At 70.8% G+C, this 13647-nt stretch carries 13 protein-coding genes; 2 read left to right on the forward strand and 11 right to left on the reverse strand.

The features are described 5' to 3' along the window. Positions 1 to 519 precede the first annotated feature (519 nt). Entirely contained in the window at positions 520 to 1590 is a 1071-nt protein-coding gene (gene trpS / locus KVT45_RS48900; RefSeq protein WP_217559521.1) for a tryptophan--tRNA ligase, read from the forward strand. A gap of 11 nt (positions 1591 to 1601) precedes the next feature. Here trpS and proC read toward each other — a convergent pair whose 3' ends face one another. The 7 genes from proC to KVT45_RS48935 all read right to left on the reverse strand — a co-directional run bounded on the left by proC (position 1602) and on the right by KVT45_RS48935 (position 6695). Further along, positions 1602 to 2414 (reverse strand): pyrroline-5-carboxylate reductase, encoded by an 813-nt coding sequence (proC, locus tag KVT45_RS48905; protein WP_217559529.1) that lies wholly within the window; start codon positions 2412 to 2414, stop codon positions 1602 to 1604. Positions 2415 to 2507: 93 nt separating this feature from the next. Further along, positions 2508 to 3296 carry an ABC transporter permease gene (locus tag KVT45_RS48910; protein ID WP_217559537.1) on the reverse strand — a complete coding sequence of 263 codons (789 nt, stop codon included), beginning with the start codon at positions 3294 to 3296 and terminating at the stop codon, positions 2508 to 2510. Further along, entirely contained in the window at positions 3293 to 4102 is an 810-nt protein-coding gene (locus KVT45_RS48915) for an ABC transporter ATP-binding protein (protein ID WP_217559539.1), read from the reverse strand. Before KVT45_RS48915 ends, KVT45_RS48910 begins: the two co-directional genes overlap by 4 nt. Positions 4103 to 4339: 237 nt before the next feature. Further along, entirely contained in the window at positions 4340 to 5161 is an 822-nt protein-coding gene (locus KVT45_RS48920) for a class I SAM-dependent methyltransferase (protein ID WP_217559541.1), read from the reverse strand. 216 nt (positions 5162 to 5377) lie between these two features. Next, complete coding sequence (locus tag KVT45_RS48925) at positions 5378 to 5884, reverse strand: EamA/RhaT family transporter (protein WP_217559543.1); 507 nt, start codon at positions 5882 to 5884, stop codon at positions 5378 to 5380. Positions 5885 to 5939: 55 nt separating this feature from the next. Beyond that, the gene (locus KVT45_RS48930) at positions 5940 to 6293 is read right to left on the reverse strand and encodes an SH3 domain-containing protein (protein ID WP_254648470.1); all 354 of its coding nucleotides are present in this window, start codon (positions 6291 to 6293) and stop codon (positions 5940 to 5942) included. Positions 6294 to 6374: 81 nt separating this feature from the next. Continuing rightward, positions 6375 to 6695, reverse strand: coding sequence for an SH3 domain-containing protein (locus KVT45_RS48935; RefSeq protein WP_217559545.1), 321 nt, complete (start codon positions 6693 to 6695; stop codon positions 6375 to 6377). A gap of 180 nt (positions 6696 to 6875) precedes the next feature. Between KVT45_RS48935 and KVT45_RS48940 the strand changes: the two genes are divergently transcribed. Continuing rightward, positions 6876 to 8999, forward strand: a complete 2124-nt coding sequence (locus tag KVT45_RS48940; protein WP_217559560.1) for a serine/threonine-protein kinase — start codon at positions 6876 to 6878, stop codon at positions 8997 to 8999. Positions 9000 to 9077: 78 nt separating this feature from the next. On the opposite strand, the gene ilvD is transcribed toward KVT45_RS48940, so the two are convergent. The 4 genes from ilvD to KVT45_RS48960 all read right to left on the reverse strand — a co-directional run bounded on the left by ilvD (position 9078) and on the right by KVT45_RS48960 (position 13635). Beyond that, the gene (gene ilvD, locus KVT45_RS48945) at positions 9078 to 10931 is read right to left on the reverse strand and encodes a dihydroxy-acid dehydratase (RefSeq protein ID WP_217559562.1); all 1854 of its coding nucleotides are present in this window, start codon (positions 10929 to 10931) and stop codon (positions 9078 to 9080) included. Positions 10932 to 11041: 110 nt separating this feature from the next. Beyond that, positions 11042 to 11692 carry a TetR/AcrR family transcriptional regulator gene (locus KVT45_RS48950; RefSeq protein ID WP_217559564.1) on the reverse strand — a complete coding sequence of 217 codons (651 nt, stop codon included), beginning with the start codon at positions 11690 to 11692 and terminating at the stop codon, positions 11042 to 11044. Further along, positions 11689 to 12519, reverse strand: a complete 831-nt coding sequence (locus tag KVT45_RS48955) for a sugar phosphate isomerase/epimerase (protein ID WP_217559566.1) — start codon at positions 12517 to 12519, stop codon at positions 11689 to 11691. The genes KVT45_RS48950 and KVT45_RS48955 overlap by 4 nt, the downstream gene beginning before the upstream one ends. Positions 12520 to 12702: 183 nt before the next feature. Beyond that, on the reverse strand, positions 12703 to 13635 hold the full coding sequence (locus tag KVT45_RS48960; protein WP_217559568.1) for a Ppx/GppA phosphatase family protein: 933 nt from the start codon (positions 13633 to 13635) through the stop codon (positions 12703 to 12705). Positions 13636 to 13647 lie beyond the last annotated feature (12 nt).

A 13647-nucleotide genomic window follows, 5' to 3' on the forward strand; every position in this document is an offset into this window, starting at 1 on the left:
TTCCCTTTCCGGCGGTTCCGACTCTATCAGATCCTTTCGGCGTCTGATTCCCAGTCAGCGGGAGTTGTCTTCGCGGCCGCTGGGCCGTTCCGACGAGTGAGACTTTAGCGGATTCCCGGCCTCCGAGCTAATCGGCGCCGCGTCCTTTCGAACGTGGATTCCTCATTACGCAAATACGCACGTCAAAGCCTCCGACGACATGTCGCCGATTGCTGGTTGGTACTTGCGGAATGGCTGTCCGGGGACCGACCGGGGTCGGCGCTCACGTCGGACAACTCGGAGAACACTACGTACCCGGTTGGGGCGTGTCAACTCGCGGCGGGACGGCACCCCCGGGGCGTATGGTGGGCGGCATGACTACGCGTACGTGTACCCAGCAGTGGTGGCCCGCCTGACGGCGGCCGCGCTCACGTACGTATTCAACGGCCGCCGCTTCGGCGGCCGTTCGCGTATCTCCCTCCAGAACCTCTGAGGGTCGGCCGCCGGGGACTGCGACCTCGACCAGGAGGTGGAGAGGGAATGACACGGGTCTTCAGCGGGATCAAGCCGACCGGGCACCTGACACTGGGGAACTACCTGGGAGCGATGCGGCAGTGGGCCGCCGTGGACCAGCACCAGGCCGACGCCCTGTTCTGCGTCGTCGATCTGCACGGGATGACCGTGGACCACGATCCGGCCCGGCTGCGCAGGCTCACCCGGCAGGCGGCGACGCTGCTGCTGGCGGCGGGGCTGGATCCGGAGTTGTGCACCGTCTTCGTGCAGAGCCATGTCGACGAGCACACCCGGTTGTCGTACGTCATGGAGTGCGTGGCGACCGACGGTGAGATGCGACGGATGATCCAGTACAAGGAGAAGGTCGCGAGCGAGGGGGCGCGTGGACGGGGGGTGCGGCTGTCCTTGCTGACGTATCCGGCGCTGATGGCGGCGGACATCCTGGCGTACGGGGCGGACGAGGTGCCGGTCGGGGACGATCAGGCGCAGCACGTGGAGCTGACGCGGGATCTGGCGGTGCGGTTCAACCAGCGGTACGGGCACACGTTCGTGGTGCCGAAGGCGACCGTGCCGGCGGTGGCGGCACGGGTGATGAATCTGCAGGACCCGACGTCGAAGATGGGGAAGAGCGACGACTCCGGACCCGGGATCGTCTATCTGCTCGATGAGCCGGACGTGATCCGGAAGAAGGTCATGCGGGCCGTGACCGACAGCGGGCGGGAGGTCGTGTACGACCGGGAGGAGTCGCCCGGGGTCGCGAATCTGCTGGAGATTCTCGCTGCGTGCACGGATGGGAACCCTGAGTCACTGGCAACCGTTCACGATTCGTACGGCGCTCTGAAGCAGGCCACCGCGGAGGCGGTGCTGGAGACGCTCAGGCCCGTGCAGGCCAGGCACAAGGAGTTGTGTGCCGATCCGGGATATGTGGAGGGGGTGCTGCGGCATGGGGCGGAGAAGGCTCGGGCGATCGCCCGGCCGATCGTCGATACGGCCTACCGGGCGATCGGGCTGTTGCCGCCCGGCGCCTTCTCGGGCTCGGGCTCGGGCTCGGGCACAGGAGCGGTGACGGCCGAGCCCGCGTTGCACGTGGCGCGGTAGGCCCGCGGGCCTCAGTCCTTCTTGCCGGAGGCGAGTTCGCGGCTGCGGTCGCGGGCGGCTTCGAGGGCGGCGATGAGGGCGGCGCGGACGCCGTGGTTCTCCAGTTCGCGAATGGCGTTGATGGTGGTGCCGGCGGGCGAGGTGACGTTCTCGCGGAGCTTGACGGGGTGTTCGCCGCTGTCGCGGAGCATCACGGCGGCGCCGATCGCGGACTGGACGATGAGGTCGTGGGCCTTGTCGCGGGGCAGGCCCAGCAGGATGCCGGCGTCGGTCATGGCCTCGACCAGGTAGAAGAAGTACGCCGGGCCCGAGCCGGAGAGGGCGGTGCAGGCGTCCTGCTGGGACTCGGGGACCTGGAGGGTCTTGCCGACGGCGCCGAAGATCTCCTCGGCGGTGGCGAGGTGGGCGGCGGTGGCGTGGCTGCCGGCGGAGATGACGGACATCGCCTCATCGACGAGGGCGGGGGTGTTCGTCATGACACGGACGACCGGGGTGCCCGGGGCGAGGCGTTCCTCGAAGAAGGAGGTGGGGATGCCCGCGGCGCCGCTGATGATGAGGCGGTCGGCGGGGATGTGCGGGGCGAGTTCGTCGAGGAGCGCGCCCATGTCCTGCGGCTTGACCGTGAGGATCAGGGTGTCGGCGGTCTTCGCGGCCTCGGGGTTGGTGACCGGGGTGACTCCGTGGCGGGTGCGGAGTTCTTCGGCCCGTTCGGGGCGGCGGGCGGTGACCAGGAGGTCGGAGGGGGCCCAGCCGGCGCGGATCATTCCGCTGAGCAGGGCTTCGCCGATCTTGCCGGTGCCGAGGACTGCGACTTTCTGACTCATGCGGTTCAGTCTGGCACCGGGGGTCGGGGCGGCGGTCGTCTGTCCGCTGGCCGGACTTCGGCGGTGGGCATCTGTGGTGGACGTCGGTGGTGGCTAGGCCGTCCGTCGCCGCAGGGTGGCCGCTCCGAGGGTCAGGACCAGCAGCGCGCAGCCGGCGACGATCAGGACGTCCCTGACGAAGGTGGCGGTCATGTCGGTGTGGTGGAGGACCTCGTTCATGCCGTCGACGGCGTAGGACATGGGGAGGACGTCGGAGATGGCTTCGAGGGCGGGGTGCATCTCGGAGCGGGGGGTGAACAGGCCGCAGAGGAGGAGCTGGGGGAAGATCACCGCGGGCATGAACTGGACCGCCTGGAATTCCGAGGCCGCGAAGGCCGAGACGAAGAGACCGAGGGCCGTACCGAGCAGGGCGTCGAGCAGGGCGACCAGGAGCAGGAGCCAGGGGGAGCCGGTGACGTCGAGGCCCAGGAGCCAGACGGCCAGGCCGGTGGCGAGGGCCGACTGGATGATCGCGAGGATGCCGAAGGCGAGCGCGTAGCCGGCGATGAGGTCTGCTTTGCCGAGGGGCATGGCAAGGAGGCGTTCGAGGGTGCCGGAGGTGCGTTCGCGGAGGGTGGCGATGGAGGTCACCAGGAACATCGTGATGAGCGGGAAGATGCCGAGGAGTGAGGCGCCGATGTTGTCGAAGGTCTGCGGGCTGCCGTCGAAGACGTAGCGGAGCAGCACCAGCATCAGGCAGGGGATGAGGATCAGCAGCGCGATGGTGCGGGGGTCGTGGCGGAGCTGACGCAGGACGCGCGCGGCGGTGGCGGTGGTGCGGGAGAGGTTGAGGGCGCCGACCGGGATGGTGTCGGCGGTGGTGGTCGCGGTCTGGGTGGTCATCGTGCCGTTTCCTTCGTGCGGGAGTTGGCGGCGGCTTCGTCGACGAGGTGGAGGAAGGCGGCCTCGACGGTGTCGGAGCCGGTGCGGGTGCGCAGGGCCTCGGGGGTGTCGTCGGCGAGGATCTCGCCCTCGCGCATGAGGAGGAGGCGGTGGCAGCGCTCGGCCTCGTCCATGACGTGGGAGGAGATGAGGAGCGTGGCGTCGCGGGTGGCGGCGATGGAGTGGAAGAGGTTCCAGAGGTCGCGGCGCAGGACGGGGTCCAGGCCGACGGTGGGTTCGTCGAGGACGAGGAGTTCGGGGCTGCCGAGCAGGGCGACGGCGAGGGAGACGCGGTTGCGCTGGCCGCCGGAGAGGTTGCCGGCGAGGGCGTCGGCGTGGCTGGTGAGGTCGACTTCGCCGAGGACCCGGTCGACGTCGGCGCGGCGGTCGGGGGTGGGGCGGGTGGGGTCGAGGACCGAGCCGAAGTAGTCGAGGTTCTGGCGGATGGTCAGGTCGTCGTAGACGGAGGCGGCTTGGGTGACGTAGCCGATGCGGGTGCGGAGGGAGGGGTGGCCGGCGGGGCGGCCGAGGACGTTCAGGGTGCCGGTGACCTTGGCCTGGGTGCCGACGATGGAGCGCATCAGGGTGGACTTGCCGCATCCGGAGGGGCCGAGGAGGCCGGTGATCTGACCGCGCGGGACGGTGAAGTCGAGGCCGCGGAGGACGGTACGGGGGCCGCGGACCGCGGTGAGTCCGGCGGCTTGGACGGCGGGGGGCAGGGCGGAGTTGCCGGGGGCCTGGGGCGGCTCCGGCGAATAATTCACCATGTGATGAATAATGCTCGGGAGGGGGTGGGGCGTCAAGGGGAGGCCCTCAAGACGCTGGGGGAGGCACGACTTGCCCGCAGCTACGTCAGCTGACAAGGCGCCCGCGACTGTAGCGCCCCTTCAGGGGCGCGGGGCTGTGTTTGATTTGCGGCTACCGCCGCGTGGGCGCGCGCAACCCCCACCGGCCCGCGGGCGAGTCGCTGCCGCGGGCCGGTGCTTGCCGGCGTCTGCCGGTGCTCAGGTGTTGAGGGCGACGAGCAGGAGGACGTCGTACGTCTCCTCGACGATGCCGTCGGGGAAGGTCCTCAGGAGGTGGGCGCGTTCCTCTGCGAGGAAGGCGGTACGGCGGTCCTCGGGAGTGACGAGGAACGCCGAGTGGCTGCCGATGTTGGCGAGATGGGTGTCGACCGGGACGCGGCGGCTCCAGCGGACCTCGCGGCGGGCGAAGCGGAGGCGGCCGCTGGGGTCGGCGAGGTCGGTGCGGTCGGCGGACTTGCTCTGCTCCGCCCTGACGTCGATGCCGAAGAACCGGCTGATGCGGTCGGCGGAGTCGGCGATCCAGTCGACGTCGAGCGCGTCGGTGTTCCACCACAGCGCCAGCGCCCCGCCGGGACGCAGCACACGCAGCGCCTCCGGCACGGAGCGGGCCGGGTCGGTCCAGTGCCAGGCCTGGGCGTAGGTGAGGAAGTCGGCGGTGGCGGCGGCGAGCGGGAGGGCGTTGCCGTTGCCGCGGACGATCGGGACGCCGGGGAGGGTGGTGTGGAACTGCGCCGCCATGCCCTCCCCCGGCTCCACCGCGACCACGTCGGCGCCGCGCGCGTGCAGCAGGGCGGTCGCGATGCCGGTGCCCGCGCCGACGTCGACCACCCGGGCGCCCGTGAGGGAACGGCCGGCCTCCTCCTCGACGGCGTCGAGAAGGGCGGGCGGGTAGGAGGGGCGGTTCTCGGCGTACTGGGCCGCGGCGGCGTCGAAGGAGCGGGCGCGGTCGGCGTGGGAGGGAGCGGGGGTCGGGGTCGGGGTCGGGTTCTGAGGATGCGACTGCGACTGGCCTGTGATCATGCGGCCATGGTCCCGGGGGCGGGGCGGGGGCGACAGAGATTTCCGAGGGGTGGCCGGATGTCACGGTCGGCCGATGTGCGGCCTCGGTGCCCGTGCCTGTTGCCTACGGCCGGCAGTCGGTCCGGCCCCTGTGCCTGCGCTGCTTCTGTGCGACCGGCGCGTCGGCGACAACGCCTGCGTTTCTCCTTCGCGACCGGCGCGGCCTGCCTGTCGGCCTCATCGCTTCCGCTTCTTCTTCGACGGGTTGCCCGAGCGGCGGGTGGTGCGGTGTTCGTACTGCTGGACGGCGGTGTCGTACTCGGCTCGGTGGAGTTTCTCGCCGGGGGCCTCGGTGAGGGAGCGGAAGAAGTAGGCGAGGAGCGAGCCGACGAAGCCGATGGCGAGGAGGCCTCGCAGGGAGGCCTGGCGTTCGGGGTCGGGGCGCTTGCCGAAGGACTCCCAGGTGTTGCGGAAGGCCAGGGCGCTGCAGATGGCGAACATCGCGACGACGAGGACGGACACGAAGGCACCGGTGTCGGCGAGCTGGACGCCCTCGTAGGCGAGGCGGAGGACCAGGCAGGAGACGACGGCGGCGGCGAGCGAGCCGATGGCCACGCCGATCCGGCGCGCGGTGTAGCCGTCGTCGTGGTTCACCCAGGTCGTGCCGAAGAAGCGGAGGGGCTCGGGGCGGGGTCCGCCGGTGGAGCCCGCGGGGGTGTCCGGGGTGCCTGGTTCGTCGCTCACGGGACGATTATGGCGCCGGGGGCCGCGGGCTCCGGGTCGGGGTTGGTGTACGGGGTCAGGCGCAGCGGTCGGCCACGTAGCCGTCGCTGCCGGTGTTGACGTAGGCATCCGAGACGAACTCGCCGTTGCTGATGTTGTCCCAGATGTTCGAGGTGCCGTAGTAACCGGACACGGTGGAGCCCGGTGTCTGGCAGTAGATCGGCACCTTGGCGCCCTCGGGCAGGACACGGGTGATGTCGTAGCTGGCGCCGGGGCCGCTGCGGACGTTCAGTCGAACGCCCGGGGCGACGTCGTAGTAGCGGACACTGGCGGCGGCGTTCGCCGTGGCGGCGGAGCCGAGGAGCATGAGGAAGGCGCTGCCGGTGGCTGCCGCCAACAAGAGGGTGGATCTGCGTCTGAGCGATGTCATACGAGTCCTCCGGAATCCGAAGACCGGATCAGGCAGAACGGATCGCGAGCCCGGACGGCGGGACCGGATCGCGAGACCGGGTCAGGCGCAGCGGTCGGCCACGTAGCCGTCGCTGCCGGTGTTGACGTAGGCATCCGAGACGTATTCGCCGTTGTCGATGTTGTCCCAGATCTTGGACGTGCCGTAGTAGCCGGACACCGTCGTGCCGGGCGACTGGCAGAAGATGGGGACGCGGGTGCCCTCGGGGAGGGTCCGCGTGATGTCGTAGCTGGTGCCCGGGCCGCTGCGGACGTTGAGGCGGATACCCGGGGCGACCGCGTACGTCTTCACGGTTGCCGCCAGCGTCGTGACGGCCTCTTCCTCGCCGCTGCTCTCGGCTTCCTGTGCGTGATCGACAGACATGTACTGCTCCCCCCACTGGACCCATGAGTGCCATGGAGTCCCGTTGATTCCCCGCATTCGAGCCACGAAACACATGTACGTAACTCGCACGCGGAGGCTAGCAAGCCGCCTCTGTCTCGTACGAGTCATCGACTAGGCTCCGTGCGTCGCGCTCCGCGGAAACAGCACGGAGGTGGTCCCTTGACGCCACAGCGCAACACCGGAGCGGGCGCGGAAGCGGAACTTCCCGAGTACGCCGGGCACTACCGCCTGGAGTCATGCCTCGGGTCCGGCGGCATGGGCGTGGTGCATCTGGCCCGCAGCACCTCGGGGCTGAAGCTCGCGGTGAAGGTCGTGCATGCGGAATACGCCAAGGACCGTGAGTTCAGGGGCCGTTTCCGGCAGGAGGTGGCCGCCGCGCGCAAGGTCAGCGGCGCCTTCACCGCACCCGTGGTGGACGCCGATCCCGAGGCCGATCGGCCCTGGATGGCCACCCTCTTCATCCCCGGCCCGACCCTCTCCGAGCACGTGAAACGGAACGGGCCGATGCCTCCTGCCCAGTTGCGCCGGCTGATGGCCGGACTGGCGGAGGCGCTGCGCGACATTCACAGGGTCGGCGTGGTGCATCGGGATCTCAAGCCGAGCAATGTGCTGCTCGCCGAGGACGGGCCCAAGGTCATCGACTTCGGTATTTCCCGGCCGAAAGACAGCGAACTGCGGACCGAGACCGGAAAGTTGATCGGCACGCCGCCGTTCATGGCGCCGGAGCAGTTCCGGCGGCCGCGTGAAGTGGGGCCTGCCGCCGACATCTTCGCGCTCGGGTCGGTGCTGGTGCACGCGGCGACCGGGCGGGGGCCGTTCGACTCCGACAGTCCCTACGTCGTCGCCTACCAGGTCGTACATGACGAGCCCGACCTCACCGGCGTGCCGGAGGAGCTCGCTCCGCTGGTGCTGCGCTGCCTCGCCAAGGAGCCCGAGGACCGGCCTACACCCGACGAACTGACGCGTGGGCTGCGGTCGTTGTCGGCGTCGTACGACACGCAGGCGTTCATACCGGCGCAGCGGGTCAGGGTCGACGACGAGAGTGACGAGAACGGCGACCCGTCGGAGGAGGAGTCGGCTGCCGCCGTTCCGGACCAGACGGCGCGGAAGGCGACGCGTCGGCGCATGGTCGTCGCCGCTGGGGCGGGTGCGCTGGTCCTGGGTGGTGTGGTCGCCTCGGCGCTCTGGCTCGGGGGCAGCGATCCGGCTCCGGTGAGCGGCACGGTGCACGGCTCCGCGACCGCGTTCCAGGCGTGGCAGGCGGAGGCAGTCGCCGAGGGTGGTTCGGAGATGCCTCAATGCGTCGCCGGTGCGGGCAAGTTGCTGTGCTTCCGGTCGGGACTGGCCTTCGCCCTCGCCCCGGCGGACGGCCGTCTGCTGTGGCGGCACAGGGTCGCGGACGAACGTGCGATCGGCTCACCGTTCCTGTCCGGCGGGCTCCTGCTGTTGCGGACGGACGGCGGTCGGCAGGTGGAGGCGCTGGACCCCGCCTCGGGTACGTCGCGCTGGAAGCAGACCATGCCCGCACACCGTGGGACGGAGATCACCGGCAGTACGGTGCTGCTCGTCGGGGCCGACAGGGTGATCACCGGCGTGGACAGCAAGACCGGCCACACCAAGTGGAGCCTGCCTGTCTCCGGCAGCGGCACGCCGTCCCTGAGCTCGTTCACCGGAGATCCGTTGGCGTACGTGACCAGCACCGCCGCCGACGGGACGGACACCCTGGTCACCGCGCTGGATCCGGCCACGGGCGCCAAGCGCTGGGAAGCCCGGCTGGCGGGGGACCTGAGGCCGGTCGGCAGTTCGGGCGGTTCCCTGTTCCTGCTCTCCGTGGACACGTCCTCCGGGGAGACGGACGCGGTGGTGCGCTACACGCCGGACGCGAAGGCGACCCGTCGGGTGGCGCTGCCCGTTCCCCGGGTGGCTCCGGGTGCCGGTGTGCGCGGCGACGTCGTCTATCTGCTGGCCGCCGGCGGCTCTCTGGAGGCCGTCGACTTCGGGAGCGGCAAGCGGCTCTGGTCGCTCCAGACGTCGGTGACCCGGGGCTCGGCGCCCGTGGCCGACGACCGGCACGTCTACTTCACGGCGCCCGACGGACGCCTGCTCGCCGTCGACGCCCGCAAGGGAACCCTCACGGGCCAGACTCCGGCGCGCCTCGGCGCGAACTCGGGCCAGATCACGGCAGCCCTGCCGGCTCCGCTGATCCTCGACGGCCACCTCTACGCCGCCGCCCCCGACGGCACCGTCTTCGCCGTGGACGCGGGGGATCCCGGCGGCTGGTGATGACGGGCGGGGGATGACAGGCGAAGGTGAAGGGGCCGCCCCCGTGCGGGAGGCGGCCCCTTCGATGGCTACGGCGGCTCAGCCCAGCTTCGACACGTCGCGCACCGCGCCCTTGTCGGCGCTGGTGGCCATCGCGGCGTAGGCGCGCAGGGCCGCCGAGACCTTGCGGTCGCGGTTCTTCGGGGCGTACACGCCGTTGAGGGCCTGCTCGCGGCGGGACAGCTCGGCCTCGTCGACGAGGAGTTCGATCGTGCGGCCCGGGATGTCGATGCGGATGCGGTCGCCGTCCTCGACGAGGGCGATGGTGCCGCCGGAGGCCGCCTCCGGGGAGGCGTGGCCGATGGAGAGGCCCGAGGTGCCGCCGGAGAAGCGTCCGTCGGTGATCAGCGCGCAGCTCTTGCCGAGGCCGCGGCCCTTGAGGAAGGACGTCGGGTAGAGCATCTCCTGCATGCCGGGGCCGCCCTTGGGACCCTCGTAGCGGATGACGACGACGTCGCCGTCCGTCACCTGCTTGTTGAGGATCTTCTCCACGGCCTCTTCCTGGGACTCGCAGACGACCGCGGGGCCCTCGAAGGTCCAGATGGACTCGTCGACGCCGGCCGTCTTCACCACGCAGCCGTCGACGGCGAGGTTGCCCTTGAGGACCGCGAGGCCGCCGTCCTTGGAGTACGCGTGCTCGACGCCGCGGATGCAGCCTTCCGCCGCGTCCTCGTCCAGGGCCTCCCAGCGCTCGGACTGCGAGAACGCCTCGGCGGAGCGGACGCAGCCGGGGGCCGCGTGCCACAGCTCGACGGCCTCGGGGGACGGGGAGCCGCCGCGCACGTCCCAGGTCTTCAGCCAGTCCGCGAGGGAGGGGCTGTGGACGGAGTGGACGTCCTCGTTGAGGAGGCCGCCGCGGTGCAGCTCGCCGAGGAGGGCGGGGATGCCGCCGGCGCGGTGCACGTCCTCCATGTAGTAAGTGCGGGTCTTGGCGACGTTCGGGGCGACCTTGGCCAGGCAGGGCACCCGGCGGGAGACCGCGTCGATCTCCGGGAGGCCGAAGGTGACGCCCGCCTCCTGGGCGGCGGCCAGCAGGTGCAGGATCGTGTTGGTGGAGCCGCCCATCGCGATGTCCAGGGCCATCGCGTTCTCGAACGCGGCGAAGGTCGCGATGTTGAGCGGCAGGACCGTCTCGTCGTCCTGCTCGTAGTAGCGGCGGGTGAGGTCCATCACCGTGCGGGCCGCGTCGACGTAGAGCTGCTTGCGGGCCGTGTGGGTGGCCAGGACCGAGCCGTTGCCCGGGAGGGAGAGGCCGATCGCCTCCGTCAGGCAGTTCATCGAGTTGGCGGTGAACATGCCGGAACAGGAGCCGCAGGTCGGACAGGCGTTCTCCTCGATCCTGAGGACGTCCTCGTCCGAGACGTTCTCGTTCGCCGCGTCGACCATCGCGTCGATCAGGTCGAGGGTGCGGACCGTGCCGTCGACCAGGGTGGCGCGGCCGGCCTCCATGGGGCCGCCGGAGACGAAGACCGTCGGGATGTTCAGGCGCAGGGCGGCCATGAGCATGCCCGGGGTGATCTTGTCGCAGTTGGAGATGCAGACCAGGGCGTCGGCGCAGTGCGCCTCGACCATGTACTCGACCGAGTCCGCGATCAGGTCGCGGGACGGGAGGGAGTACAGCATGCCGCCGTGGCCCATCGCGATGCCGTCGTCGACGGCGATCGTGTTGAACTCGCGCGGGATGCCGCCCGCCTCCTTGATCGCCTCGGAGACGATCCGGCCGACCGGCTGGAGGTGGGTGTGGCCCGGCACGAACTCCGTGAACGAGTTCGCGACGGCGATGATCGGCTTGCGGCCGATGTCCGCACCGGGTACACCGGAGGCGCGCATAAGGGCGCGGGCGCCCGCCATGTTGCGACCGTGGGTGACTGTGCGGGACCTCAGCTCGGGCATCGTCGCTCGCTCCTTCAGACAGATAGGGCTGCTAACGAGCGTACGCCCGATGTTCAGGCCTCGGGACGAGGTGTCCGGAATGCGGGACGCGCGTCTCGCACGGCCGGGGCTCACGGCCCGGTCAGATGCCCCTGCACCACCGGGGCGACCCTGGTCACGATCTGCTCCAGGTCCGCGGACGCCAGCGGCTCCACCTTGATCACGTAGCGGAGCATCGCGCAGCCCACCAGCTGTGCCCCCGCCAGTTCGGCGCGCAGCTCCGCGTCGGGGAGGTCCAACTGCTCCGCGACCCGGCGCAGCAGCTGGGCGGCGATCAGGCGGCGGAAGACGGCGGCCGCCGTGTCGTTGTTGACGGCGGAGCGGAGGATCGCGAGGAGGGGCGTACGGGTGGTGGGGTTCTCCCAGATGCCGAAGATGAACCGGGTCAGACGCTCGCCGACGCCGTCCAGCGGGCCGTCGGCGATGGCGACGGGTGCGTTGAGCGCGGGGGCGAAGGCGACCGAGATGGCGGCCTCGAAGATCTGTTCCTTGGTGCCGAAGTAGTGGTGGACCAGGGCGGAGTCGACCCCGGCGGCCTTGGCGATGGCGCGTACGGACGTCTTCTCGTAGCCGTGTTCGGAGAACTCCTCGCGGGCGGTGACGAGGATACGGTCCCGGGTGTCGGCCGACTCGGTACGCGGCGGGCGGCCGCGGCGACGCACGCCGGTGCCGCCGCTCTCGATACCGGTGCCTTCGGTGCCGCCGCCCTCGGTGCCGGTCATCGGCGGGGCACCTTCAGCGCCGAGGCCAGGTGCAGCCGGGTGAAGGCCAGGGCTTCCGCGAGGTCGGCCTCGCGCTCCGCGCCGGACATCGCGCGCCGGGTGTTGACCTCGATGACGACATGCCCGTCGAAGCCGGTGACCGCGAGCCGCTCCAGCAGCTCGGCGCAGGGCTGGGTGCCGCGGCCGGGCACCAGGTGCTCGTCCTTGGCGGAGCCGCGGCCGTCGGCGAGGTGGACATGGCCGAGCCGGCCGCCCATGCGGTCGAGCATGGCGAGCGCGTCGACGCGGGACGTCGAGGCATGGCTGAGGTCGATCGTGAAGTGCCGGTAGTCGTCCTTGGTGACGTCCCAGTCCGGGGCGTACGCCAGCATCTCGCGGTCGCGGTACCGCCAGGGGTACATGTTCTCCACCGCGAACCGCACGTCCGTCTCGTTCGCCATGCGCCAGATCCCCTCGACGAAGTCGCGGGCGTACTGGCGCTGCCAGCGGAACGGAGGGTGCACGACGACCGTGCTCGCGCCCAGCTTCTCGGCGGCGGCCCGGGCCCGCTGGAGCTTCACCCAGGGGTCGGTGGACCAGACCCGCTGGGTGATCAGCAGACAGGGCGCGTGGACGGCGAGGATCGGGATGCGGTGGTAGTCGCTCAGCCGGCGCAGGGCCTCGATGTCCTGGCTGACCGGGTCGGTCCACACCATGACCTCGACGCCGTCGTAGCCGAGGCGCGCGGCGATCTCGAAGGCCATCGCCGTCGACTCCGGGTAGACAGAGGCCGTGGAGAGCGCGACCTTCGCATCCGGGATGCGGACGACGTCCCTTGGGTTTGCCACGAGGGACAGGTTACGGGGTGGGGGTGAGTGGGCAGGGGGCGCCTACTCGCCGTTGTGACCAGGGTCGCGTCGGCGGGTACGGGGCGTGGGGGGGCCGGGCGCCCACTCGCCGTCGGAGGTCGCGGTGAGTTCGCGAGTGCGGAGCCGCATATCGGATGCGGCCCCGCGCCCCTTCCGGGTCGCTTACGCGGAACCCATGTGATCAAGGCGCCGCAAGATCACACCTTCCCTCAGGGCCCACGGACACACCTCCAGGTTCTCCACCTCGAAGAGGTCCATCGCGGCCTCCGCCACCAGCGCACCCGCCACCAGCTGGCCCGACCGCCCCTCCGACACCCCCGGGAGTGCGGAGCGCTGGGCCGTGGTCATGGCCCCCAGCCTCGGGACCCAGGTCTCCAGGGAGCCCCGCTTGAGTTCGCGCTGGACGTACAGACCGTCGGCGGAACGGGCCGCGCCGGCGATGCGGGCCAGCTGCTTGAAGGTCTTGGAGGTGGCGACCACGTGGTCGGGGGCGCCGAAGCGGCTGAACTCGCCGACCGTACGGGCGATCTCGGCGCGTACATGGCGGCGCAGCGCCCGTATGTCCTCGGAGGAGGGCGGGTCGCCGGGGAGCCAGCCCGCGGTGAGCCGGCCGGCGCCGAGCGGCAGCGAGACGGCCGTGTCGGGCTCCTCGTCGATGCCGTACGCGATCTCCAGGGAGCCGCCGCCGATGTCCAGGACCAGCAGCTTTCCGGCGGACCAGCCGAACCAGCGGCGGACCGCGAGGAAGGTCAGCCGGGCCTCCTCGGCGCCGCTGAGGACCTGGAGCTCGACACCGGTCTCGGCCTTCACGCGCGCGAGGACGTCGTCGGCGTTGCTGGCCTCGCGCACGGCGGAGGTGGCGAACGGCAGCAGGTCCTCGACGCCCTTGTCCTCCGCGGCCTGCAGGGCGTCCTTGACGACGGCGACCAGTTTCTCGACCCCGTCGGGGCCGATCGCCCCGTTGCCGTCGAGGAGTTCGGCAAGGCGCAACTCCGCCTTGTGCGAATGCGCCGGAAGCGGGCGCGCGCCGGGGTGCGCATCCACCACCAGCAGATGCACCGTGTTAGATCCCACGTCGAGGACACCGAGTCTCATGTACGGAACTCT

Origin of the sequence: Streptomyces sp. GbtcB6, from assembly GCF_019091475.1 — a bacterium.
GTDB lineage: Bacteria > Actinomycetota > Actinomycetes > Streptomycetales > Streptomycetaceae > Streptomyces > Streptomyces hyaluromycini.

Bases quoted from the DNA above. Each gene is read 5' to 3' on its own strand.
- trpS (WP_217559521.1), top strand. From the start codon at position 520: ATGACACGGGTCTTCAGCGGGATCAAGCCGACCGGGCACCTGACACTG.
- proC (WP_217559529.1), bottom strand. From the start codon at position 2,414: ATGAGTCAGAAAGTCGCAGTCCTCGGCACCGGCAAGATCGGCGAAGCC.
- KVT45_RS48910 (WP_217559537.1), bottom strand. From the start codon at position 3,296: ATGACCACCCAGACCGCGACCACCACCGCCGACACCATCCCGGTCGGC.
- KVT45_RS48915 (WP_217559539.1), bottom strand. From the start codon at position 4,102: ATGGTGAATTATTCGCCGGAGCCGCCCCAGGCCCCCGGCAACTCCGCC.
- KVT45_RS48920 (WP_217559541.1), bottom strand. From the start codon at position 5,161: ATGATCACAGGCCAGTCGCAGTCGCATCCTCAGAACCCGACCCCGACC.
- KVT45_RS48930 (WP_254648470.1), bottom strand. From the start codon at position 6,293: ATGACATCGCTCAGACGCAGATCCACCCTCTTGTTGGCGGCAGCCACC.
- KVT45_RS48935 (WP_217559545.1), bottom strand. From the start codon at position 6,695: ATGTCTGTCGATCACGCACAGGAAGCCGAGAGCAGCGGCGAGGAAGAG.
- ilvD (WP_217559562.1), bottom strand. From the start codon at position 10,931: ATGCCCGAGCTGAGGTCCCGCACAGTCACCCACGGTCGCAACATGGCG.
- KVT45_RS48950 (WP_217559564.1), bottom strand. From the start codon at position 11,692: ATGACCGGCACCGAGGGCGGCGGCACCGAAGGCACCGGTATCGAGAGC.
- KVT45_RS48960 (WP_217559568.1), bottom strand. From the start codon at position 13,635: ATGAGACTCGGTGTCCTCGACGTGGGATCTAACACGGTGCATCTGCTG.